The 22,537-nt window shown below is 40.2% G+C and carries 20 protein-coding genes; all 20 read left to right on the forward strand.

Annotated features, from left to right (window positions below; all coding sequences use genetic code 11):
- Positions 1 to 71: 71 nt before the first annotated feature.
- The gene (locus tag ACPUYX_RS20090; protein WP_426381388.1) at positions 72 to 926 is read left to right on the forward strand and encodes a CvfB family protein; all 855 of its coding nucleotides are present in this window, start codon (positions 72 to 74) and stop codon (positions 924 to 926) included.
- 13 nt (positions 927 to 939) lie between these two features.
- Positions 940 to 1,404: a YaiI/YqxD family protein gene (locus tag ACPUYX_RS20095; protein WP_426381404.1), complete on the forward strand. Its 465-nt coding sequence runs from the start codon at positions 940 to 942 to the stop codon at positions 1,402 to 1,404.
- 208 nt (positions 1,405 to 1,612) lie between these two features.
- A complete protein-coding gene (htpG, locus tag ACPUYX_RS20100; protein ID WP_426381389.1) occupies positions 1,613 to 3,493 on the forward strand; it encodes a molecular chaperone HtpG in 1,881 nt (626 codons plus the stop codon).
- Positions 3,494 to 4,119: 626 nt separating this feature from the next.
- Positions 4,120 to 4,674 carry an RsbRD N-terminal domain-containing protein gene (locus ACPUYX_RS20105; RefSeq protein WP_426381390.1) on the forward strand — a complete coding sequence of 185 codons (555 nt, stop codon included), beginning with the start codon at positions 4,120 to 4,122 and terminating at the stop codon, positions 4,672 to 4,674.
- Positions 4,675 to 4,691: 17 nt separating this feature from the next.
- On the forward strand, positions 4,692 to 5,693 hold the full coding sequence (dsrM, locus tag ACPUYX_RS20110; RefSeq protein WP_426381391.1) for a sulfate reduction electron transfer complex DsrMKJOP subunit DsrM: 1,002 nt from the start codon (positions 4,692 to 4,694) through the stop codon (positions 5,691 to 5,693).
- Positions 5,694 to 5,699: 6 nt separating this feature from the next.
- Positions 5,700 to 7,319 carry a sulfate reduction electron transfer complex DsrMKJOP subunit DsrK gene (gene dsrK, locus ACPUYX_RS20115; protein WP_426381392.1) on the forward strand — a complete coding sequence of 540 codons (1,620 nt, stop codon included), beginning with the start codon at positions 5,700 to 5,702 and terminating at the stop codon, positions 7,317 to 7,319.
- Positions 7,319 to 7,801, forward strand: a complete 483-nt coding sequence (gene dsrJ / locus ACPUYX_RS20120; protein ID WP_426381393.1) for a sulfate reduction electron transfer complex DsrMKJOP subunit DsrJ — start codon at positions 7,319 to 7,321, stop codon at positions 7,799 to 7,801. The genes dsrK and dsrJ overlap by 1 nt, the downstream gene beginning before the upstream one ends.
- On the forward strand, positions 7,798 to 8,598 hold the full coding sequence (gene dsrO, locus ACPUYX_RS20125) for a sulfate reduction electron transfer complex DsrMKJOP subunit DsrO (protein ID WP_426381394.1): 801 nt from the start codon (positions 7,798 to 7,800) through the stop codon (positions 8,596 to 8,598). The genes dsrJ and dsrO overlap by 4 nt, the downstream gene beginning before the upstream one ends.
- On the forward strand, positions 8,591 to 9,751 hold the full coding sequence (dsrP, locus tag ACPUYX_RS20130; RefSeq protein WP_426381395.1) for a sulfate reduction electron transfer complex DsrMKJOP subunit DsrP: 1,161 nt from the start codon (positions 8,591 to 8,593) through the stop codon (positions 9,749 to 9,751). The genes dsrO and dsrP overlap by 8 nt, the downstream gene beginning before the upstream one ends.
- Positions 9,752 to 9,858: 107 nt before the next feature.
- On the forward strand, positions 9,859 to 10,176 hold the full coding sequence (locus tag ACPUYX_RS20135; RefSeq protein ID WP_088224676.1) for a TusE/DsrC/DsvC family sulfur relay protein: 318 nt from the start codon (positions 9,859 to 9,861) through the stop codon (positions 10,174 to 10,176).
- Between the two features lie 296 nt (positions 10,177 to 10,472).
- Positions 10,473 to 11,066 (forward strand): HD domain-containing protein, encoded by a 594-nt coding sequence (locus ACPUYX_RS20140; protein ID WP_426381396.1) that lies wholly within the window; start codon positions 10,473 to 10,475, stop codon positions 11,064 to 11,066.
- 42 nt (positions 11,067 to 11,108) lie between these two features.
- Entirely contained in the window at positions 11,109 to 11,777 is a 669-nt protein-coding gene (locus ACPUYX_RS20145) for a class II aldolase/adducin family protein (protein ID WP_426381397.1), read from the forward strand.
- A gap of 84 nt (positions 11,778 to 11,861) precedes the next feature.
- Entirely contained in the window at positions 11,862 to 13,118 is a 1,257-nt protein-coding gene (locus ACPUYX_RS20150; protein ID WP_426381398.1) for an adenosylhomocysteinase, read from the forward strand.
- 84 nt (positions 13,119 to 13,202) lie between these two features.
- Positions 13,203 to 15,455, forward strand: a complete 2,253-nt coding sequence (locus ACPUYX_RS20155; protein WP_426381399.1) for a DNA topoisomerase 3 — start codon at positions 13,203 to 13,205, stop codon at positions 15,453 to 15,455.
- A 43-nt stretch (positions 15,456 to 15,498) separates the two neighbouring features.
- A complete protein-coding gene (locus ACPUYX_RS20160) occupies positions 15,499 to 16,689 on the forward strand; it encodes a DEAD/DEAH box helicase (RefSeq protein ID WP_426381400.1) in 1,191 nt (396 codons plus the stop codon).
- Positions 16,690 to 16,850: 161 nt separating this feature from the next.
- On the forward strand, positions 16,851 to 17,729 hold the full coding sequence (locus ACPUYX_RS20165; protein ID WP_426381401.1) for an AAA family ATPase: 879 nt from the start codon (positions 16,851 to 16,853) through the stop codon (positions 17,727 to 17,729).
- Positions 17,730 to 17,732: 3 nt separating this feature from the next.
- On the forward strand, positions 17,733 to 19,091 hold the full coding sequence (locus ACPUYX_RS20170) for a VWA domain-containing protein (RefSeq protein WP_426381402.1): 1,359 nt from the start codon (positions 17,733 to 17,735) through the stop codon (positions 19,089 to 19,091).
- A gap of 29 nt (positions 19,092 to 19,120) precedes the next feature.
- A complete protein-coding gene (gene cls / locus ACPUYX_RS20175; RefSeq protein ID WP_426381405.1) occupies positions 19,121 to 20,542 on the forward strand; it encodes a cardiolipin synthase in 1,422 nt (473 codons plus the stop codon).
- A gap of 236 nt (positions 20,543 to 20,778) precedes the next feature.
- Positions 20,779 to 21,690, forward strand: a complete 912-nt coding sequence (locus ACPUYX_RS20180) for an NAD(P)-dependent oxidoreductase (protein ID WP_426381403.1) — start codon at positions 20,779 to 20,781, stop codon at positions 21,688 to 21,690.
- Between the two features lie 731 nt (positions 21,691 to 22,421).
- Positions 22,422 to 22,537: FAD-dependent oxidoreductase (locus ACPUYX_RS20185; protein ID WP_140419028.1), on the forward strand; the 116-nt coding region annotated here is incomplete at its 3' end.

The raw sequence follows: 22,537 nt of genomic DNA on the forward strand, positions 1-22,537 counted from the left end.
GTAAGCTAAAAAGGTACACAAGGTTGTTAATAGTTTACAACCTTGTGTACTCATGTAAAGGAGTATATATTGTGCTGGAAATCGGTAGGTACTATCAACTTAAAATTTATAATTTTACAGCCTTTGGGGCTTATTTGGATGCCGGAACAGGAGAAAGGAAGGATAATATCCTTCTGCCGCTGAAGCAGGTTCCTGAGGGGGCCAAAGAGGGTGATGTTCTTGAAGTTTTTATTTATAGGGATTCTGAAGACCGGATGATAGCAACACGTCAAAAACCTTATGCTCAATTAGGAGATCTAGCTTATCTTAGAGTCAGCGCTAGAACAAAAATTGGAGCGTTTCTTGATATTGGGCTGGAACGAGGATTGTTTTTACCCTTTCACGAGCAGAAATTTCCGGTCCAAGTCGATAAATACTATTTAGTTAAGGTATACTTGGATAAAAGTCAGCGTCTATGTGCTACAACGGAAATTTACGAGAATTTATCTGCAGATTCTCCCTATCAAAAAAATGACAAGGTCACAGGGATTGTTTACGGAATCAATCTTCCAATTGGTATCTTTGTAGCCGTAGACAACAAATATTATGGCTTGATACCAAGTTCAGAGTGTTATATTGACATAAAAGAGGGGGATCAAGTAGAAGCACGTGTGATTAGAGTTCGCGACGATGGAAAATTGGATCTTTCTCTCCGGGACCTCTCCCATCTGCAAATTGATAAAGATGGAATGAAAATATTAGAACAAATTCGTCAAGACGATGGTTTTTTGCCTCTGCATGATAAAAGCAGTCCCTTAGAAATAGAGAGTAAGCTTCAGATGAGTAAAGCTGCCTTTAAGAGGGCTGTGGGCAGGCTTCTTAAAGAAAATAAGGTGGTAAAGGTTGAGGACGGTATAAAGGAGAAACTGCTTGAGTCCCAACCGTGAAGAAGGAATACCAGTGAAAATACTTGTCGATGCTGATGCTTGTCCAAAGCCCGTCTTGCAGATCTGTCTCAGGCTTGCTAAAAAATATTCTATTCAGGTCTGGACCATTGCTAGTTTTAACCATAAGATTGAATCAGATTTTCACGTTGTTGTAGGTAATGCTTCTCAAGAAGCAGATATACGCCTGATGAATCTTGCCCATGCTGGTGATGTCGCTGTAACTCAAGACTGGGGGTTAGCAGCTATGTTATTAGGCAAAGGGGTACGGTGTCTGAACCCTTCGGGCAGAGAATTCAACAATGACACAATAGAGTTTTTGCTTGAAGAGCGTGAAGCTAAAGCAAAGTTTCGCAGGGGGGGCGGGAGGACAAAAGGCCCTAAAAAAAGGAAATCAGAAGACGATCAGTTCTTTGAAGACAGTTTACAACGACTATTACAGGAGATAGAAGGATTAACAAGTGGTCACGAAGAGATATAATTGTTGACCACAGAGAACGGGGACTCCCCCACATATAAGAGTGGGAGTCTCACAATTGGATGAATTAATAATTCAAAGAAATCATGTGAAGACAAGAGAGATTTCTATAAAAAAGGATGTAAAAACACCTAAAAGGCTTTGCACTTTTGGACAAAGTTGATTACACTATTGAAGGAGACTGCAAATCAATCTTAGTCTGCCTTATTTAATGAATTTCATTTTAATTGGAGGGTTTGTAGTGAGCGCGGCAGTAGAAACCAAGGAATTTCAAACGGAAATTCGACAGTTATTAGACATTGTCATTCATTCTCTTTACACTGAAAGAGAAATTTTTTTGCGGGAACTTATCTCAAACTCCGCAGATGCTATGGAGAAACTCAGGTATACCCAGCTGACGGGGCAAGACGTTTATCAAAAAGACTTGCCGTTAGAAATTAATATTGATACTTCCGAAGAGGCACATACACTCACAATTACGGATAACGGTGTCGGTTTGACCCGCGAAGAACTAGCAGAGAACCTCGGAACCATTGCTCATTCGGGTTCCAAAGAATTTATTAAACATTTAAGCGAAAAAGGGAATCAAAAAGATTTAAATCTCATTGGTCAATTTGGAGTTGGGTTTTATTCTGCCTTTATGGTTGCGGAACGGGTAACAATTTATACTCGGACCTTTTTGCCGGAAGGAGAAAGTCTGATTTGGGAATCAGACGGGGCAGGCAGTTATACTATAAAACCCGGCGATGACTATCAGCGCGGTACGAAGATGGTCCTCCATTTAAAAGAGGACGCTTATGATTTTGCTAAAGTTGAAACGATACAGCGAATTATTAAGCAATATTCCAGTTTTGTTCCTTATCCTGTAACCGTTAACGGGCAAAAGGTCAATACCGTCGATGCCTTATGGACCAAAAACAAGAGTGAAATTACTGATGAACAGTATAATGAGTTTTATAAGTTTATCGCTAATGCTCATGATGAGCCTCTTTATCGCTTACATTTTTCCTCGGATGCTCCTTTAAATATCAATACGTTGCTTTTTGTTCCTCAAGAGAACTTTGAACAATTTGGTTTTGGACGTATGGAACCGGGTGTTAATTTATATTGTAAAAAAGTCTTAATTCAAGAAAAAGCCACTGCAATTTTACCTGAATGGCTGCGATTTTTGAGAGGCGTCATCGACAGCGAAGAGCTTCCTTTAAATATTTCCCGGGAAACTATGCAAGATAGTGCCTTGGTCGGAAAACTTAATAAAGTAGTCACGACCCGATTTATAAAATTCCTGGAAGGTCAGATTACTTCAGAACCGGAAAAATATAAAATGTTTTGGGAGAAATTCAACTTATTTCTTAAAGAAGGGGCTGCCAATGACTTTACACATCGCAACGACCTTCTTAAGCTCTTACAATTTGAATCCTCGAATACCCAAGCAGGTGAACTCATTACCCTTAGCCAATATGTTTCACGGATGAAAGAAGATCAAACTGCAATCTATTATGTAAATGGACCTTCCCGCGAGACCATCGAAACTGGTCCATATTTAGAAATATTCCGGGACAAGGGCTTAGAAGTTATCTACACCTATGCAGCCATTGACGATTATATCTTTGGAACGATCGGGGAATTCGAAGGTAAACGGCTTGTGTCCGCTGATGAAGCCAATCTGGATCTTATTGACAAAGAACCGAAAGATCGCAGCAAAGAAGCTTTACCTGAAGAACAGGTCGCATTTCTGACAGGATGGCTTAAAGAAGTGTTAGGTGCAAAGGTTACTGACGTAAGGGAATCGAAACGTCTTGTTGATAGTCCTGCCGTCGTCTTAAGCCCTTATGGAACGAACAGTATGCAAAGAATGATGCAGCTTATGAATAAGGACTTCGACAGTGTCGGTCCTAGTGTTCTGGAAATTAACGCCGCTCATCCAATGATTAAACAATTAGAAACAGCTCGGATTAATGAGGATCCTTTTGCCAGAGTCGCTGCAGAACAGATTTTTGAAAATGCTCAGATTGCTGCAGGGCTGATCCTGGATCCTCGAGGTATGGTCAACAGGCTTAATCAAATTATTGAACGAGCCCTCGCTAAGTGAACTCGTTCAGCATAAGCTGAACATCGGGGCTTCGGTGGCGAAAGTGTCTTGTGGACACTTTCGCCTAAAGCGCCTAGCCCATAAGAAATGCTATCGTGTTGAAGGACGAATTCAATCCCCACCGAAGCAAGGTAAGGGAACCACTCCCACTTGTAGAATTGTGAGTTTTACGATTGGATAAACATTTATTTTCTAGCTTGGTTTGAAGGAATTGGAGGAAGTAGAGTAATTATATTTGTTCTTTCGTTACGGGTAATAAAAAAATTATATGGAAAGCGACCTTGTAACTGTAAAATATTGTTGGAATTTCGAATTAATCCTTAGTTTATGCACTGGTTAAACTTATATTGCTATGGGATTATCTAATAGTACAATTAGGAATAAGAATTTTACAAGCAGGCCAAAAATCCTTAAACTGAAAGTGATAATAAGAACAAACACAATCCGAATAATTGAAAATCTCCAAATATTAATGGCAAAGTCGCTATTTACCCCTGGTAATTGCCTGGAGAATCAAATAATCTGAAAAATAGTTAAGGGGGAAAGTCGGTGTTGAATGGAGAACATGACGCCATTCGGCATCGACTCAATTGTCTTAACGAAATTATTGGCAAGGAGTGGTCACTGTGGACTCAAAGTTAAAAGACCTTCTCGAGGGAAAGAGATCAGAACTTGTCTCAAAATGGTTCGATGCAATAATCAGCACCTATCCTAATGATCCGTCAGGCATGTTGAAAAATAAAAAAGACAAATTCGAAAATCCCATAGGGCATACGATCACAAATGTAACGCAGAATCTGTATCAAGCTCTTTTAGACGAAAAAAGTTGTACTGAATGCAAGCAGCTTTTGGATGACATTATACGAGTAAGAGCTGTACAAGATTTTGCCCCTTCAAAAGCAGTAAGCTTTATTTTTATGCTTAAAAATGTGGTTAGGGAAGAACTCGGTAAAGAAATCAGGCAGAACCAGATCTATGAAGAATTCTTAAATTTTGAATCTCAAATCGATGATCTGGCTCTTTTTGCCTTTGATATATATTCAGGTTGTCGGGAACAACTCAACCAAATCAAAACCGACGAACTTAAACGAATGACATTCACACTACTCAAAAAGGCGAATTTGATGTCTGAGATCCCAGCTCAAGAGTTTGAGCACAAAGAATTAAAATTTAATTTGTAAAGGAAGGAGGTCGTAGAGTGAAAGCCTTTTATTCTTTCCTCGCAGTAATCGTTCTTATCCTTGTTGCCGTTATTGGCGGCAGTATCGCAAATTTACATTTCTTTTTTGGTATCATAATACCGTATTTGGCCTTTGTGTTGTTTGTGGGTGGGTTTATTTATCGTGTCATTAAGTGGGGGCGTTCGCCGGTTCCTTTCCGCATTCCAACAACTTGTGGTCAGCAAAAATCCTTACCTTGGATCAAACAGGCTAAGATCGAAAATCCGACATCAGCCCTTGGTGTAATAGTGAGAATGGCTTTAGAAGTACTCTTGTTTCGCTCGTTGTTCCGAAACACTAAGACCGAATTAAGGGAAGGGGAAAATGGGCCGCAATTAGCGTACGGTTCGGCAAAATGGCTCTGGTTAGGAAGTCTGGCGTTTCACTGGTCGTTTCTGATTATCGTCATAAGACATCTAAGATTCTTCTTAGAACCTATCCCGGTTGCTTTGCAAATGGTTGACAGTGTTGACAGCATGCTGCAAATTGGATTGCCGCAAATTTATATCACAGATTTATTATTCCTTGTTGCGATTACATTCCTTTTCTTAAGAAGGGTTTGTATTCCCAGAATCAAATATATTTCTCTTCCAGCCGATTATTTCCCTCTCTTGTTGATTTTCAGTATAGCAGTTTCTGGAATTCTTATGCGTTATTTCTATAAAGTAGATTTGATTTCGGTTAAGGAATTAGCTTTGGGGATAGCCACCTTACATCCTGTATTGCCTCCGGATATCGGTGCGATTTTCTATGTGCATTTATTCTTAATTTGTTGTCTTTTTGTTTATTTCCCAACCAGCAAACTAATGCACATGGGTGGAATTTTTATGAGTCCGACTCGTAATATGATCAGCAATAATCGTATGGTTCGGCATATTAATCCTTGGAACCCAATAGTAGAATTTCATAGCTATGCTGAGTACGAGGATGAATTCAGAGAGAAAATGAAAAAAGCTGGTATACCGGTGGAAAAGGAGTGATCACGGATGGCGAAATATAAACTTCCAAAACCTGGAGAACTATCATCAAGCATCAGTTATAATCCTCCGGCAAAGGATTGGATGGATATTCCGGTCGAATTTAAACCAGCTACCTACCCTGCGGCTGCAAAAGAAAAGGATATCTTAGCAGTAGGCTTTCCCAATGCTCATCAGTGGACGCCGGAAGATGAAGATTGGAATCTGCCGGATGGTTGGGAAGATACCGTCATAAAAGGTATAGAAGAAAGACTCAGCAAATATCGTTCGTTTAAGTTATTTATGGATGTTTGCGTACGATGCGGCGCTTGTGCCGATAAATGTCATTTCTATATCGGCACAGGCGATCCTAAAAACATGCCGGTTGTTCGAGCTGAATTATTAAGATCTGTCTACAAACGATATTTCACGAAAGCTGGGAAAGTTTTAGGACGATTGGCTGGGGCGCGTGATCTCAACGCTGATGTTCTAAAAGAATGGTGGTATTACTTCTATCAATGTACTGAGTGCCGCCGTTGTTCAGTCTTTTGCCCTTATGGGATTGACACAGCTGAATTAACGATCATGGGCAGAGAACTGCTTAATTTGTTAGGGTTGAATATTAACTGGATTGCCGGACCTGTAGCGGCTTGTTATAACAAGGGAAATCACTTAGGTATCGAGCCTCATGCTCTAAAAGGTAATATTGAACTCATGATTGATGACATTGAGGATTTAACAGGAATCAGAGTTAATCCAACCTTCAATAGAAAAGGTGCTGAGATTCTGTTTGTTACTCCTTCAGGTGACTACATGGGTGAGCCGGGGATTTATACCTGTATGGGCTATCTGATGCTATTCCACGAGCTTGGCTTGGATTATACCTGGAGCACGTATGCTTCTGAAGGCGGAAATTTCGGTTTCTTTACTTCTAATGATATGGCCAAGAGATTGAATTCAAAAATTTATGCCGAGGCCAAACGACTGGGAGTTAAATGGATTCTGGGCGGAGAATGCGGCCATATGTGGCGTGTTTTAAATCAATATATGGACACCTGGAACGGTCCTGCCGATTTCCTTGAAGTGCCTGTTTCCCCAATCACCGGTACGAGATTTGAAAACGCAAAATCTACTAAAATGGTGCATATCACTGAATTTACTGCTGATTTAATAAAACACAATAAGCTAAAATTAGATCCAAGCAGAAATGATCATTTAAGAGTCACGTTCCATGATTCATGTAACCCTGCTCGTGGGATGGGCCTATTTGATGAGCCGAGGTATGTTATTAAATCAGTTTGCAACAATTTCTTTGAGATGCCGGAAAACACGATTCGTGAAAAAACTTTCTGCTGCGGCAGTGGTTCAGGTTTGAATGCTACGGAAAATATGGAAGAACGTATGAGGGGTGGATTCCCTCGCGCCAATGCAGTTAAATATGTTCACGATAAACATGGCGTGAACATGCTGGCTAATATATGTGCTGTTGATAGAGCTGCTTTCCCGGCATTGATGGATTATTGGGTTCCGGGTGTAGGAGTTACAGGTACTCATGAGTTAGTAGCCAACGCATTAGTTATGACGGGTGAAAAAGAACGGACTACTAACTTGCGCGGTGAGGATTTACCGGGAAAGGAGGGCAATGAATAATGTATAAAGGCGGAAGAATTATTGCTTCGCTGGTAATTTTTGTTGCTGTTCTCGCATTTCCTTTCTTCTATAATTTAGGTAAAGCAAACGCTGGTCCAGTTATCAATGTTCCATCCGGCACTCAGTGTGTAGAACCAGTAGCATATATGAGAGCCAATCATATGCAGCTGCTTAATCAATGGAGAGATGAATATGTACGTCAAGGCAAGACAGTGTATGTAAACAGTCAAGGCAAATCCTTTAACATTAATATCGACACCTGTCTGCAGTGTCACTATTCTAATTCATCAACGACTAGTGCAACAGCTGCAAGTCATCCTGCGGTGAGTACGACTGGCGCAAGTAACCCTGCGGCTAACACTGAAGCGAGTAACTCCGTAGTAAATCCGTCTGATCAATTCTGCGTCACATGTCACAATTATGCATCAGTAGAGCCGACCTGCTGGAGTTGCCACAATCTACCAGAGGGGGCGAATCAATGAGCATCAATAGACGACAATTCTTAAAAAGAGCCGGGGTTGTGACTGCCCTCGGACTTGGAGGTTCATTTGCAACCATAGGAATCGGTGATCGTTTGGCTTCAGCTGCTTCTGAGTATGAGTCAGCTCCTAGCGCTGATAAAATCAAACATTGGGCCATGGTCGTCGATATGAGTAAGTTTAAAACCGAGGAAGACATTAATCGAGTTATCCAATCATGTGACAAGATTCATAATATGCCACAGATGGACAATTCTAAGGATGAAATCAAATGGATTTGGTCCGATGATTACGAACACACCTTCGCAGATTCAGAGAATGAATATCTTGATGAAGCTATGAAAAAAATGCCTTTTATTGTGATGTGTAATCATTGTGAAAATCCGGCATGTGTTCGTGCATGCCCGACAGGTGCAACCTTTAAGCGGGAAGATGGTATTGTTACGATGGATTTCCACCGCTGCATCGGCTGTCGTTTCTGTATGGGTGCTTGTCCCTTTGGTGCCAGAAGCTTTAACTTTAGAGATCCCAGACCTTTCATCAAAGATTTCAACCCGGATTTTCCAACCAGGACGCAAGGGGTTGTAGAAAAATGTTTGGGCTGTTATGAAAGATTGGAAAAAGGTCAGCAACCTGCTTGTGCTGAGGCTTCGAATGGCGGGTTAATTTTCGGCGATTTAAGTGATCAAAATTCTGATGTTTATAAAATTGTTAGTACAAAATTTACAATTCGCCGTAAGACCCAATTTGGAACCCAACCGAGTGTCTATTACCTGGTAGGAGGTGGGGACCATGCTTGAAAAAGCTTTATCAGGCAGTAAAAAATATTGGGCTTGGATTATTTTTCTGCTAGCAGTCATCGCCGTAGGGTTCTTCTCCTATATGAGACAGTTCAATTACGGTCTCGGACTCACTGGTATGAGTCGTGATGTCTCCTGGGGTTTGTATATTGCCCAGTTTACCTTTCTGGTTGGTGTAGCAGCAGCAGCTGTTATGCTGGTCACGCCTTATTATCTGCACGATTTCAAACGTTTTGGCAAAATGGTTATCTTAGCCGAGTTCCTGGCTATTGGTGCCGTGATCATGTGTATCTTATTCATCTTTGTTGATGTCGGTCAGCCAATGCGTATCCTTAATGTACTGTTGTACCCACAGTTGCACTCAGTTATGTTTTATGATATGTGTGTATTGTGTGGTTACCTGGCAATTAACTTAATCGTAGGTTGGACTACTCTAGGTGCAGAACGCAAAGGAGTACATTATCCAAACTGGGTTAAACCGATTATTTATCTTTCAATCCCATGGGCCTTCAGCATTCACACGGTAACAGCGTTCTTATATGCTGGTTTACCCGGCAGAAGCTTTTGGATGACTGCAATTATGGCCGCCCGCTTCTTAGCCTCCGCTTTTGCAGCCGGTCCGTCTCTCTTAATTATTTTGGCGCTAATTGTGCGTAAAGTTAGTAAATTTGATCCTGATCCGGATCGTAACGCAATACCCTCACTGGTTAAAATTATTCGCTATGCGATGATTGCCAACGTGTTTTTCTATCTTTGCGAAGTATTTACAGCATTTTATAGTAATGTTCCGGAGGAAATGGCTTCATTCAAGTATATATTCGTCGGAATTGACGGACATGCTACACTAGTGCCTTGGATGTGGACAGCAGCATTTCTTGCATTCCTCGGTATTGCTTTGCTGGTCTTCCCAACCAGGAAAAATCCGGTTTTATTACCAATTGCCCTATTATCCATCTACTTCGCTAACTGGATCGATAAAGGCGTTGTTCTGATTCTTGCTGGATTTGTTCCTAATTCGTTTGATAGAGTTGTAGATTATATTCCTACAGCTAATGAAATATCAATTGTCCTTGCTGTTTATGCGATAGGAGCATTGATTGTAACAGTTCTTTATAAAGTTGCTATCTCTGTTCGTGAACAACAGCAGGCATAAGATTTAGTTATTTGTTTATGTTATTTTTGTTGATAATGATTGAGTTAAACATTAAAATAAACTCATCAATATCAATTTTATAAACTCATAAAAGGAGGATATTTAAAATGTCACAAATTACTGTGGGGGATTTAGTCGTAGAATTGGATGAAGACGGTTTCTTAGAGGATCATAAACAATGGACCGTTGACGTAGCAAATTTCCTTGCCAAAACCGAAGAAATCGAAGAATTAGGTGAAGAGCACTGGAAAATGATCAATTATCTCAGAGAATATTATGATCAATTCGGTGTTGCACCAATGGTTCGTAAAATGTGCAAAGACACAGGTTTTGACCAAAAGAAAATCTATGAATTATTCCCAGCTGGCCCTGGAAAGGGAGCTTGCAAAATTGCTGGCTTACCGAAACCGACTGGTTGCGTGTAAAAACTGCTTAAGACAGTTTCTCTGCCCTAGGGTTATAATGAATTCAGGAGTTTGGAGTCGATCGTTAATGATCGGCTCCTTTCCATTTTTGAACCCAAAACATAGGCAGGAATTTGAAAATTTGACGTAGAACACATACAATGGTAAAAGGAATTCCTGCTTATTACACATTTCAGTAAAATAATTTTCTATAAGACATATCCTAATTTAAAATAAATAAAAGTGCAGACACAGAAGAAATATAAGAAATAGATGTCAATCTGTTTCTGAAGTCAGTAAAGGGGAAGGAATTATATATGGAAAATAAACGGTTAGAAGACCAAATTAAGTTTATTGTGGAGATAGATCGTTTAAAAAGGATTTTTAGGCAGAATGTTGTAATAGGAACGATAGAACAGGAAAATGATGCAGAGCATTCTTGGCATATGGCAGTTATGGCTATACTATTGTCTGAATATGCCTCTGAGGAAATTAATATCTTAAGAGTTCTAAAAATGATTCTTATCCACGATCTCGTTGAGATACATGCTGGTGATACATTTTGCTACGATGAAAAAGGAAATGTTGATAAGTTTGTGCGTGAACAAAAGTCTGCGAATCAATTGTTTAGTCTCCTGCCTTCTGACCAGGCTGAAGAGATTATGGATTTATGGCATGAATTTGAGGCTATGGAAACACCTGAGTCAAAATTTGCTGCCAGTTTGGACCGACTTCAACCCTTGCTATTGAACTATAATACGAACGGACATACCTGGAAAAAACCTGGTGTAACGAGTGAAAAAGTGCTGAAACGAAATTCCGTTCTCGAGAATCCGGTTCCACAACTATGGGACTTGGCAAAAGAAATTATCGAAGACTCTATCAATAAAGGCTATTTAAAGAAAGAATAGGATGATTTCCATTTTCGTAACTTAATGGAGGAAAACATGGACATGATAAACGAATGGGTAATGGAGCAAATATCAATAGCCCGTCAGAACGTTGTTGCTAAAGGGAAAGAAATCCTTGCTTCAAAACTTACCATTGGAACATGGGGAAATATTAGTTGTCGCGTACCGGAAACAGATTGGTTTGCGATTACACCTACGGGAATGAGCTATGACACATTGGTTCCTGATGATATTGTCGTTCTTGACTATCATGGAGTATGCGTTAATGGAGCACGCTTACCATCTATTGAATTACCGCTTCATTTAGCGGTCTATGGTGGTCGGCAGGATGTACAAGCTATCATCCACACCCATAGTACTTATGCCACTGCCATGGCTGCCGCGCGCAAAGAAATTCCGGGCGCTGTTGAAGACCTGGTTCAGATCGTGGGAGGAAATGTTCGGGTAAACGAGTACGCCCTGCCAGGAACCCAGCAATTGGGCCTTAATACCTTAAAGGCACTTGAAGATCGAAATGCCGTATTGCTGGCTAATCATGGCATGTTGGGTGTAGGAAGTTCCTTAGATGAGGCACTTAAAGTCTGTCAGATTGTTGAGAAAGCCGCTGAAATAACAATTGTTGCTCAGCTCATGGGTGGAGTCGTAGAATTGTCGCCAACGGACGTAGAGGGAATGCGGAATTTCTATCTTCACGGCTATGGGCAGAGATAATTTACGATTATAGATCAGCTATGGAGAAAAGTTCAGGAATTAGTGTATAATTAAACTCTAGAATGAGAAAGAAGGTATCAGTTTATGAAATCAACGATTCGTGATATATCCTTAGCACCTTTAGGACAGAGCAAAATTGATTGGGTCGCACCAAGAATGCAAGTCCTTAATATTGTTCGTCAGGAGTTTGAAAAAACGCAGCCTTTTGCCGGTAAGAATGTTGTTATTTGTCTGCATTTAGAAGCTAAAACCGCCTATCTTGCTCATGTGGTTAGAGCAGGTGGCGCTAATGTAACAGTAGTTGCCAGCAATCCACTTTCTACGCAGGATGATGTTGTTGCGGCCCTCGTTCAACAAGGTATCCAAGCTCATGCCTGGTATAATGCCACCGATGAGGAATATAAACATCATCTCCAGTTGGCTCTTGATACAGAGCCTGATTTTATCATAGATGATGGCGGGGATCTTGTCTCAACCATTCATACTACCCGGCCAGAATTATTAAAAAAAGTCAAAGGCGGAGCAGAAGAAACAACGACTGGCGTTTTACGGCTGCATTCAATGGCGAAGGACGGAGTGCTCAAGTTTCCAATGATCGCTGTCAATGACGCTCAATGTAAGTATTTATTTGATAATCGCTATGGGACTGGTCAATCGGTTTGGGATGGTATTATGCGGACAACAAATTTAGTCGTGGCCGGAAAGACTGCTGTAATTGCAGGATATGGTTGGTGTGGCAAGGGTGTTGCTATGAGGGCTAAAGGGCTGGGCGCGAAGGTTATTATCTGTGAAATAAATCCTATCAAAGCCAATGAAGCATTAATGGATGGTTTTGAGGTTATGCCTATGGCCGAGGCAGCTAAGTTTGGGGACTTTTTCATTACGGTTACCGGAAATACCAATATCATTAACAAAGAACATTTTGGGAATATGAAGTCTGGAGCTATTCTTTGCAATGCCGGTCACTTTGACGTGGAGGTTAATGTTGCCCAGCTTAAAGAGATTGCGCTCTCAGAAAGAACTGCCCGCAATAATATAACAGAATACACGCTGCCGACGGGCCAAAAGCTCTATGTGTTAGCAGAAGGGCGTCTTGTAAATTTGGCTGCCGGAGATGGACATCCTGCAGAGGTTATGGATATGACGTTTGCTCTCCAAGCTTTGTCTCTGGCATATGTGGCTGCTAATCATGATAAATTGACACCTGGGGTTTACCAAGTGAATTCTGAGATTGATGAAAAGGTGGCTCAGTTAAAGCTTCAGTCTTTAGGTTTATCCATTGATACTTTGACCCAAGAACAACGGACATATCTCGCTTCTTGGAGTCCTGAAGCCGATTAACTTGAAATAATTGCCCAGCGTCTAAACGAAAACACCGTTTACGAAACGGTGTTTTTTTAAAATCATTTAGTAGGAGGCTAAGGTGTGGGAAGAAGACTCATTATTGCGGAAAAACCTTCTCAAGCTCGTGAATATGCTAATGCCTTAGGTGTTAAAAGCAGAGCAGATGGTTATCTGGAAAATGAGGAGTATATAATTACTTGGTGTTATGGCCATTTATTAGAATTAGAACGACCTGAGACCTATATGGATTTAGCTCGTGTTGGTAAACGGTGGAGCCTAAAACGTTTACCTGTACTTCCCAAGGCGGCGGAATTTCGGAGAGTTGTGAAAGCGGGGGCCGAAAAACAGTACCAGATTGTCTTGCATTTGCTCAGATCCTCAGAGATTACAGAGGTGATTTGTGGTACAGACGCTGATCGAGAAGGACAGCTGCTTTTCCAGGAAGTTTGGGAGGCTTCCAAATGCCAAAAACCTTTAAAACGACTTTGGATCTCATCTTTAACTGTGGCCTCAATTCTTGAAGGCATGAATAACCTTCAACCGGCTCAAGCCGTGGCAGGTTTAGCAGCAGCTGGTCATGGAAGGGCTTATGCTGATTGGGATTTTGGTATGAATTTAACCGAAGGATTTACGTCTCTTTTTGGAAGTTATGATACATTAAGAAAAAAGCCAAATGTTATATCTATTGGACGAGTCCAAACCCCGACTCTAGCTCTCATCGTTGAGAGGGAATGGGAAATACATTCCTTTATCCCTCAGCCGTTCTTTGAAATACGGGCCGAATTTGCAACAAGCAAGGGGAACTATATTGGTAAATGGTACGATATAACCAATGAAACTAAACGAATAGCAAAGCGCGAAGAGGCTGAGGAAATTATTAAAAGAATTCAGGGAAAACCCGCTTTTATTGAGAAACTTACTAAAAAGGGCCTTCAAGAACCGCCGCCTTTGCTCTTTGATTTAACCTCTCTAACCGTTGCTGCATCGAAAAAATATGGATTTAGTGCTGAGAAGGTATTAAAGATTGCCCAATCCCTTTATGAAAAAAAGGGGATTACCTATCCTCGTACTGATTGTCCATACCTTTCCAAAGATCTGACCCCTAAGCTGGCGCTTCATTTGGAGGCGGTCAACCAAGAACCCTACCGAAAATTAGTGGCTGAAGCGATTGGTTTCGGAGTACCTAAAGGAAAAAGGGTGATCAATACAATTACCGCGCACCATGCCATAATCCCCACAACCGAAAAGACCGCCCAAGATAAACTTACACGAGATGAACAAAATCTTTATGATTTGATCGTACGACGTTTCATCGCCGTATGGTATCCTCCGGCGAAGTATAGCCAGACAGACGTGGACACAGTAATCGAACGAGAGCATTTTGCTGCCAAAGGAAAGGTACTGGAGAACTCTGGCTGGAAAGTTGTTTACAATTACGATAAGGAAGAAATCGAGGATGGAACGACAACTGTCTTACCACCTCTGAAGCAGGGTCAAGAGGTTGAAACGAAGACTCTTTCAATTGAGGAAAAAACAACGAAACCACCTAAACGCTATTCTCAGGGAGACTTACTCAAAGCAATGGAAGGGGCAGGAAAACAAGTTGACGATGAGGTACTTCGGCAGCAATTAAAAGGGAAAGGGTTGGGTACTGTTGCCACCCGGCCGGCAATTATCGAAAGCTTAATTGATCGTGGGTATATTTATCAGGAACAGAAGGTGTTGAAACCTACTGTCAAGGGAACCGAACTTATCCAACTTATTAAGAAACGACTTGCCAAAGCTCAGCTTCTGATAAGCGCCGAAATGACAGGACAAATGGAATTCAATCTTTCTAAAGTAGAAAAAGGGAAATTAACGTTGGAAGCTTATATTTCGGATGTCGAAATAGCTATCCGTCAGATCATTGAGGAGCTGCGTACATTTGAAAAAACTAATGGGAAGATGCCTATAGCAGTAGGTTCTAAACCATTGGCGCCGAAATCTCCACAGGGAGTTGACCATAGATCACTTGATAAGACCGATAAATCAGGACCTAAAAAGGCGGACGAAGGATTGACGTTACTTGGCATATGCCCAAGCTGCGGTCACGAGGTGATCGAGGGCCAGAAAGGGTTCGGCTGTTCAAATTGGAAAAATGGATGTCACTTTGTAATTTGGAAGAAACAGCTCTGTGGGAAAACCATAACACCTAATCAAGTCAAAAGCCTGCTGAAAAAGGGCAGGACTCCACTCATCAAAGGTTTTAAATCAAATACCGGTAAAAAGTTTTCAGCCTATTTGGTTTGGGACAAACCCGAAGAGGGTAAATTGAAATTTGAGTTTGAACAGTGAACTCGTTACCTAAAAAATATTAGCGGACAGGACGGAGAACAAAATGCCAACATCCTTTGCCCAACTCGGATTAGAAGAAAGGTTAGTTTTTGCCCTGAATCAACAAGGAATCAATGAGCCAACTGCTATTCAAGAACAAGCAATCCCTTTAGTTTTAGATCGCCGTGATGTTGTAGGACAATCTGAAACAGGAACAGGTAAAACCTTGGCCTATTTGCTGCCGATTTTTCAGAAAATAGATCGTGTAAAAAGAGAGAATCAAGCCTTAATTCTCACTCCGACTCATGAATTAGCATTGCAAATTAACAGCGAGATAGGGATACTTGCTAAAAATTCAGGTCTGCCAGTTACTGCGGCTGCTATAATTGGGAATGTGAATATCACTAGGCAAATTGAAAAGTTAAAAGAAAAACCACATATTCTTGTAGGTTCAAGTGGCCGAATTTTGGAGCTCATTAAAAAAAGAAAAATATCAGCTCAAAGTATTAAAACAATTGTTCTTGATGAAGCTGATCGTTTATTGGATGATGATAATGTCCGTGATGTTACGGCCGTTATTAAAACTGCTTTGAGGGATACCCAACTTTCTTTATTTTCGGCAACGCTTCCTGAAACAACGATCCGGCGAGCTATGGAGTTTTTAAAAAATCCTCAAGTTTTGCGAGTTACTAAGACAATAAAGATTAACCCGACAATTTCTCATGACTATATTATTGCAGAACAAAGGGATAAATTTGAAGTTTTAAGAAAGATCATCCGTATGATATCTCCAACAAAAGCCTTAATCTTTGTCAATAAAAGCGAGGAAATTGAAAAAACCGTTGAGAAACTTAACTATCATGGAATAGAAGCAGAAGGAATTTATGGGGGAGCAAGCAAAATAAATCGTCACAAAGCAATGGATGAATTTAAGTCGGGGAAAATACGCATCTTGGTAGCTTCCGATTTAGCATCTCGGGGGTTAGACATACAAGGTATAAGTCATATTTTTAATCTTGATTTGCCGGAAGATCATCAAATTTACCTTCATAGGGTGGGGCGTGCCGGCAGAGCAGGGGAAGGCGGGAAAGCCATATCTCTTGTTACAAAATCTGAAATTTCCTACTTGAAAAAGTTAGAAAATGTTTATGGAATTACCATTAATCCTAAAGAGATGGCGTTTGGGAAAATTGTTGATCCGCAGAAAAGGCAGTTTTATGGGAGAGCAAAAACCCGAACCAAAAATCCAAGATAAACTATAGACTATTTTTGTTTGGGTCTGAGATCTACTTCGGTTTTATAAAGGTCTTTGTACATATAAATGACGATTGATATAATTTTCTGCGATCATAGAGAGTTCTCAATAGTTATAAATTATATGGGACAATGGCAAGACTTTTATTTAGGAGGTAAGTAATGCATACATCTCCATGTGAATTAGCCCAGGCTTTAAAACAAGAAGGATATTTGCTTGATGAAGAAACAGCAACAACGTTATTCTTAGGCCTTTATTTAAAAAAACCTTGCCTTATTGAAGGACCGGCTGGTGTTGGAAAAACGCATCTAGCTATAGCCTTAGCAAAGGCAGAACGTCGAAAATTGATACGGCTGCAATGCTATGAAGGATTGGATATCACAAAAGCACTTTATGATTGGAATTATGCGAAGCAGCTTTTACGTCTTCAGCTTGCTAAAACAGATGATTGGGAAGAAATTAAGCTGGATTTGTTTTCTGAGGAATTTTTACTGGCCCGTCCGCTTCTGGAATCTATTCGTTCTGAAGAACCTGTCCTGTTATTAATTGATGAACTGGATAAAAGTGATGAAGAATTCGAAAGCTTTCTTTTAGAGCTGCTTGCTGAGCAGCAAGTTACAATTCCGGAATTAGGGACCATAACTTCGAAAGCCAATCCTATTGTGATTTTAACAAGTAACAATAGTCGGGATTTCAGCGATGCTTTAAGAAGGCGATGTATCCATATCTATCTGACATATCCAACTCTTGAACGAGAAATCTCCATCTTATGCTCACAGGTTCCTGAGCTTTCTGAGCAACTCGTTCAAGAGGTCTGCGAATTTGTTGCTAAAGTTCGCAAGCTTCCCCTGCAAAAGTTACCGAGTGTTTCAGAATCCATTGATTTTGCCTGTGCATTAAAAGCACTTCAGAAAAACCAGGTTAATTATGGTGACTTAATGGGATTACTTAATGTATTGTTGAAATACCCTAAGGACATTGTCAAGTTGGAGGAACGCCTAAAAAAATGGGATTCTGAGCTTAAGGTTAGGATGGAGTAAACGATGAACGGGTGGGATTTTCTTAGGGTAATTAATGGCCTGAGACAAGCTTCGATTATGGTATCTTCTGAAGACGTTTGTGATGTTCAAATTTGTTTTGATCGATTTACGATGATAGCGGAAAAACAGATAATGAAGGCACTTTTAATTCGCAGACCCCAAGACCTAATTATGTTTGAAAGTGTTTGGAGAATCATATTTGATTCAAAGTTGTTGGGTACGGCTGATGATGCTGAACGTTCAACGAGGACTATTAACGTTGAGGATAGGAACAGCCCCGGTATAGGCGGACAAGGAATCGGGCGGGGGTTCGGCGGAATTAGTCTATCGAATTCAGAGGGGCATGATGCTTCTAAAGACCTTACTCTAAAAATTAATCTAGCGAAACTTGAAGCATTAATGAACAAGAGAGAGGAATTCGACGATATAGTTAAAGCCGTTTTAGCGGATATGAACTATTATTCTTGGATTAATTCTTATGATTTGGCTAACCAACGAGGAACACTCACGGAAGAGGAATGGTACGCTCATTTAAACCTTCGCTCATCGATAATTGCTGAAATCAGACATCAGATATTAGCACTTCAAGTGCATCAAGAAAATTGCTGGCAGCCTTTAGCTCGGCAACATTTTCTTTTTAAACCCTTGAGCAATCTTACGGATCTAGAAAAGAATTTGGTTAAATCGAGTATTCGAAAATGGACGCGAAAATTAGCCGTACGACCTGGACAACGCTGGAAGTCAAGTATGAGGAGAGGGCAAATTGACATTGCCCAAATTGTACGTCAAAGCGTTCAGTGTAACGGACTGATTTTTAAGTTAAGTTATCACCAGCGGATCCCTTATGCTCCTGAGTTAATCGTTCTCTGTGACGTTTCAAATTCAATGGCACCTTTTGTAGAATTTCTTATCTTTTTAATTTCTTGTTTTAAACGGCGTTATCGAAAAATCCGAGTTTATTTTTTTGTTGAAACGGTTTGGGATGTTTCGGATTTCATTTGGGATGAAGACTTTGAGAATATCAGGCAAAAGATAACTAGTTGGGGACATAAGATTAGTCTTGGGTTCTCAGATTATGGAGCGGCTTTTAAAGAACTCGCCGAAAATTATTTAAGCAACATGTCTGCCAGAGGGACGATTGTTATACTTGGTGATGGTAAGAATAATTATCGTTCATCACAAAAAGAGTATGTCGCGCAAATTTCTGAACGAGTTAAACAGATCTTCTGGTTGAATCCTTTAAATGTTGAGGAGTGGAATGATCCGGATAATATCATGAAAGATTATCAACCTTTCTATAGAAAAGCTTATCGTTGCCGTTCAGCAGATGACTTGCAAAAAATTGCTAAAGATGTTTTTTAAGGAGGGTTCTGCCTATTTCCATCCTAGTAATAACCATAGCCTTAATTACCATAGCCCAATTGATTATTCTCGGATCCGTTGTATTTTTAGAAAACAGAGATCCGACAAAAACCATTATCTGGTTATTAATTCTTGGTGCTTTACCTATTTTAGGTGCACTAATCTATCTCATGCTCGGCAGATTGGTACGCAAACATCAACTTTCTCATCATACTCAGCTTTTGCAGGGACCCACGGAAGAAATCTTAATGGAACGACAGGCAAAACAAGCTGAGGACGACGATGACCAGACCACAAACATTCCGATCAATCGCAAACTTGCCAATATTTTAATGAATGATGCTTCAGCCCCAATAACCTTTAATAATCGTTCACAAGTGCTTACCAATGGTATCGACACCTTCAAGGCAATCTTTGACGCCATCGAAGGTGCCAAGAATCATATTCATCTGGAATTTTTTATATTTCACAATGATAGCATTGGACGGGATTTCCTGAATTTACTAATGCGCAAAGTATCTGAAGGTGTCAAAGTCCGAGTTCTGGTCGATGGTTTAGTTAATCGTTCTTTGCGAAAACATTTTGGCGAATTACGAGCAGCAGGTGTTGAGGCAGAAGTGTTTTATCCGGTCCGCTTTCCTTTTTTATCGCGGCGTCTAAATTTGCGCAATCACCGTAAAATTGTTGTTATTGATGGGCGAATTGGTTTTCTGGGAGGATTAAACGTCGGAGATGAATATCTATCACTTAATCAACGAATTGGTTTTTGGCGGGACACTTTTCTAAAACTTGAGGGGGATTCCGTTAATTTTCTGCAAGCAGTATTTTTAAATGACTGGAACGGAACCACCCGACAGAAACTATTTGATGTGGAGCACTTTCCTGAGGCGGAACCAATGAATGTTCAAATGACGCAAATCGCTGCAACCGGTCCCGATTCTGATTGGGGTTCGATGCTGGAAATTTTCTTTGTAGCTTTAACCAGTGCTGAACAAACGATTTTTATTGAAACACCTTATTTTATACCCGATGAAGGTTCAATAATGGCTTTAAAAACGGCAGCTTTAAGTGGCTTAGATGTGCGGGTTATCCTGCAAGGAGTGCCTGATCATAAAATTACGTATTGGGCCTCTCTTTCCTACGTTGAAGAGTTATTAGAAGCTGGAGTCCGGATATATCAATATAAAAAAGGAGTTCTTCACGCCAAAATCTTAATTCTGGATGGAGAAATTGGAGTCGTTGGTTCGACAAATTTTGATATTCGAAGTTTTAGTTTGAATTTTGAAATTAGTGCTTTTATCTATGATGAACCTCTGGCTCTCCGCTTAGAAAAGGACTTTTATCAAGATCTTCAGGATAGCAAGGAAATAGTTCTTGAGGACTATAAAAATCGTCCTATCTCCAATCGCCTGAAAGAATCAAGTGCTCGTTTGTTTTCTCCGCTTTTATAGAGTTGTCTATCAAGGCCCCAATGTTCAGATTTGGCTGAACAAGTTTAGTGTTTAAAGGATTCTAAAGAATAAAGGAGATACTATTTTAGAGGAGGAAATTCCCGATTTTTAGAGAATACTGTATAACGAGGTAGGTTATGTCTAATCAACCTCTTTTACAAGTGGGAGTGGTTCCCAAACGTGTTGACTTGCTTAACGCTCTGCAGAAAGATTAAGGCTTGGAAATAGGAAGGAGTATGAAGATCTTGTTAACATTAAAACGAAATTCAAAGATTGGCTTTGTTGGCACAGGGGTTATGGGCAAAAGCATGGCAGGACACTTATTAACAGCAGGCTATGAAGTGAATATTTACACCAGAACTAAAAGTAAAGCAGAATCACTCCTATCTGCAGGAGCCGTTTGGCAAGAAACCGTTGAAAAGCTAGCTCAAAATAGCGATATAATCATTACTATGGTGGGCTATCCTAAAGATGTTGAAGAAATCTATCTAGGAGAACATGGAATTATTAATCATGCTCAAAGCGGGAGTTATCTAATAGATATGACAACTTCGTCGCCATCATTAGCGAATAAACTATATAAAGAAGCGCATGCCAAGGGAATGTTTGCTTTAGATGCTCCGGTTTCCGGAGGAGATGTGGGTGCTAAGGAAGCACGTCTGGCTATTATGGTCGGCGGTGATGAAGAAGTCTTTAACGTTTTACTTCCTATTTTGAGTTATTTGGGGAAGAATATTGTCTATCAGGGAAAAGCTGGAGCGGGTCAACATACGAAAATGTGCAATCAAATTGCTATTGCGTCCAATATGATTGGCGTGTGTGAAGCAATGGCCTATGCTACTAAATCTGGCTTAGATCCTGATACGGTTCTTAAAAGCATCGCTTCAGGTGCCGCCGGAAGCTGGTCATTAAGTAACTTAGCGCCTCGTATGCTTGCGAATGATTTTGCTCCCGGATTTTATGTCAAGCATTTTATTAAGGACATGACAATTGCCTTGAATGCAGCTGATGATATGGGGTTATTGACTCCGGGCCTGAAGCTTGCAAAATCCTTATATGACAAATTGGCTGCAGCTGGTGAAGAAAACAGCGGCACACAAAGTCTCTACAAGTTATATACTTCTTTGTCATCAGTCGTTAACCAATAATATTAGATGTTGCTAAAGCGGGCAAACTAGTTATTAAGAACTATTGATATGGACCATGGAGGAATTCAAATCTTACCTTCCTTCGTGGTCTTTTATCTTTCACAACATGGGTTTGTTAATTCCATAATTCATTATTTGTATGGCCATTTAAGACGTGTAAATTTGTGCGCAGATACATGTGAATAATAATCCCCGAATGCAACCCTATTATTTTAATACATCTAGGATTCGATCCAACTCGACAAATAATTTTGGACATTAATTTATTTTAGAAATTTGCTATTTGAATTCCCAATAGAATTATCTATTTAATTAATTCACTATATAATATATTAATTATAGTAATATTGACTTCTAGTAACCTCAGTGCTAATCTTAAATATGTAAACAAACAGGTAAAACATTAAAAATTGTATATTAATTTTTGAACTTATAGTATTCTGCTTAGAAGAGGGGCCTTACTGGTCTACTTATTTTTTTTAGTTCTATATGTGAAAGTATTCATATTCCCTGTGGTTGATATTAACCGTCCAGGGGATTAGATTTAACGCGTAAATAATCTTAATAATCTAAATTTATAATATATTTACAATATAAACCGAATTCGCTATAGAAGAAAGCAAATACCTCCATAATCATCTTGGAGGAGTGCTATATGGTTGGTCCGGGAAACCAGACTGACTAGCTCGACGTTCGTCGAGATTTTACTGGCATATAAGGGAGGTAAAAGGATGGCTTATAAGAGTATTCTGGTGGTTGGAGGGGGAATCAGCGGACTTACCGCCGCTGTAGAAGCTTCCGAAGCGGGAAGTGAGGTCTATCTGGTCGAAGAGAAATCCTATCTCGG

It is taken from the genome of Desulfosporosinus sp. SYSU MS00001 (assembly GCF_049943955.1).
GTDB lineage: Bacteria > Bacillota > Desulfitobacteriia > Desulfitobacteriales > Desulfitobacteriaceae > Desulfosporosinus.

Excerpts from the sequence above, each read along its gene's own strand:
- dsrJ (WP_426381393.1), top strand. The coding sequence starts at position 7,319 with ATGTATAAAGGCGGAAGAATTATTGCTTCGCTGGTAATTTTTGTTGCT.
- dsrP (WP_426381395.1), top strand. The coding sequence starts at position 8,591 with ATGCTTGAAAAAGCTTTATCAGGCAGTAAAAAATATTGGGCTTGGATT.
- ACPUYX_RS20150 (WP_426381398.1), top strand. The coding sequence starts at position 11,862 with ATGAAATCAACGATTCGTGATATATCCTTAGCACCTTTAGGACAGAGC.
- ACPUYX_RS20165 (WP_426381401.1), top strand. The coding sequence starts at position 16,851 with ATGCATACATCTCCATGTGAATTAGCCCAGGCTTTAAAACAAGAAGGA.
- htpG (WP_426381389.1), top strand. The coding sequence starts at position 1,613 with ATGAATTTCATTTTAATTGGAGGGTTTGTAGTGAGCGCGGCAGTAGAA.
- ACPUYX_RS20140 (WP_426381396.1), top strand. The coding sequence starts at position 10,473 with ATGGAAAATAAACGGTTAGAAGACCAAATTAAGTTTATTGTGGAGATA.
- ACPUYX_RS20160 (WP_426381400.1), top strand. The coding sequence starts at position 15,499 with ATGCCAACATCCTTTGCCCAACTCGGATTAGAAGAAAGGTTAGTTTTT.
- ACPUYX_RS20145 (WP_426381397.1), top strand. The coding sequence starts at position 11,109 with ATGATAAACGAATGGGTAATGGAGCAAATATCAATAGCCCGTCAGAAC.
- ACPUYX_RS20135 (WP_088224676.1), top strand. The coding sequence starts at position 9,859 with ATGTCACAAATTACTGTGGGGGATTTAGTCGTAGAATTGGATGAAGAC.
- ACPUYX_RS20180 (WP_426381403.1), top strand. The coding sequence starts at position 20,779 with ATGAAGATCTTGTTAACATTAAAACGAAATTCAAAGATTGGCTTTGTT.
- dsrK (WP_426381392.1), top strand. The coding sequence starts at position 5,700 with ATGGCGAAATATAAACTTCCAAAACCTGGAGAACTATCATCAAGCATC.
- ACPUYX_RS20170 (WP_426381402.1), top strand. The coding sequence starts at position 17,733 with ATGAACGGGTGGGATTTTCTTAGGGTAATTAATGGCCTGAGACAAGCT.
- dsrO (WP_426381394.1), top strand. The coding sequence starts at position 7,798 with ATGAGCATCAATAGACGACAATTCTTAAAAAGAGCCGGGGTTGTGACT.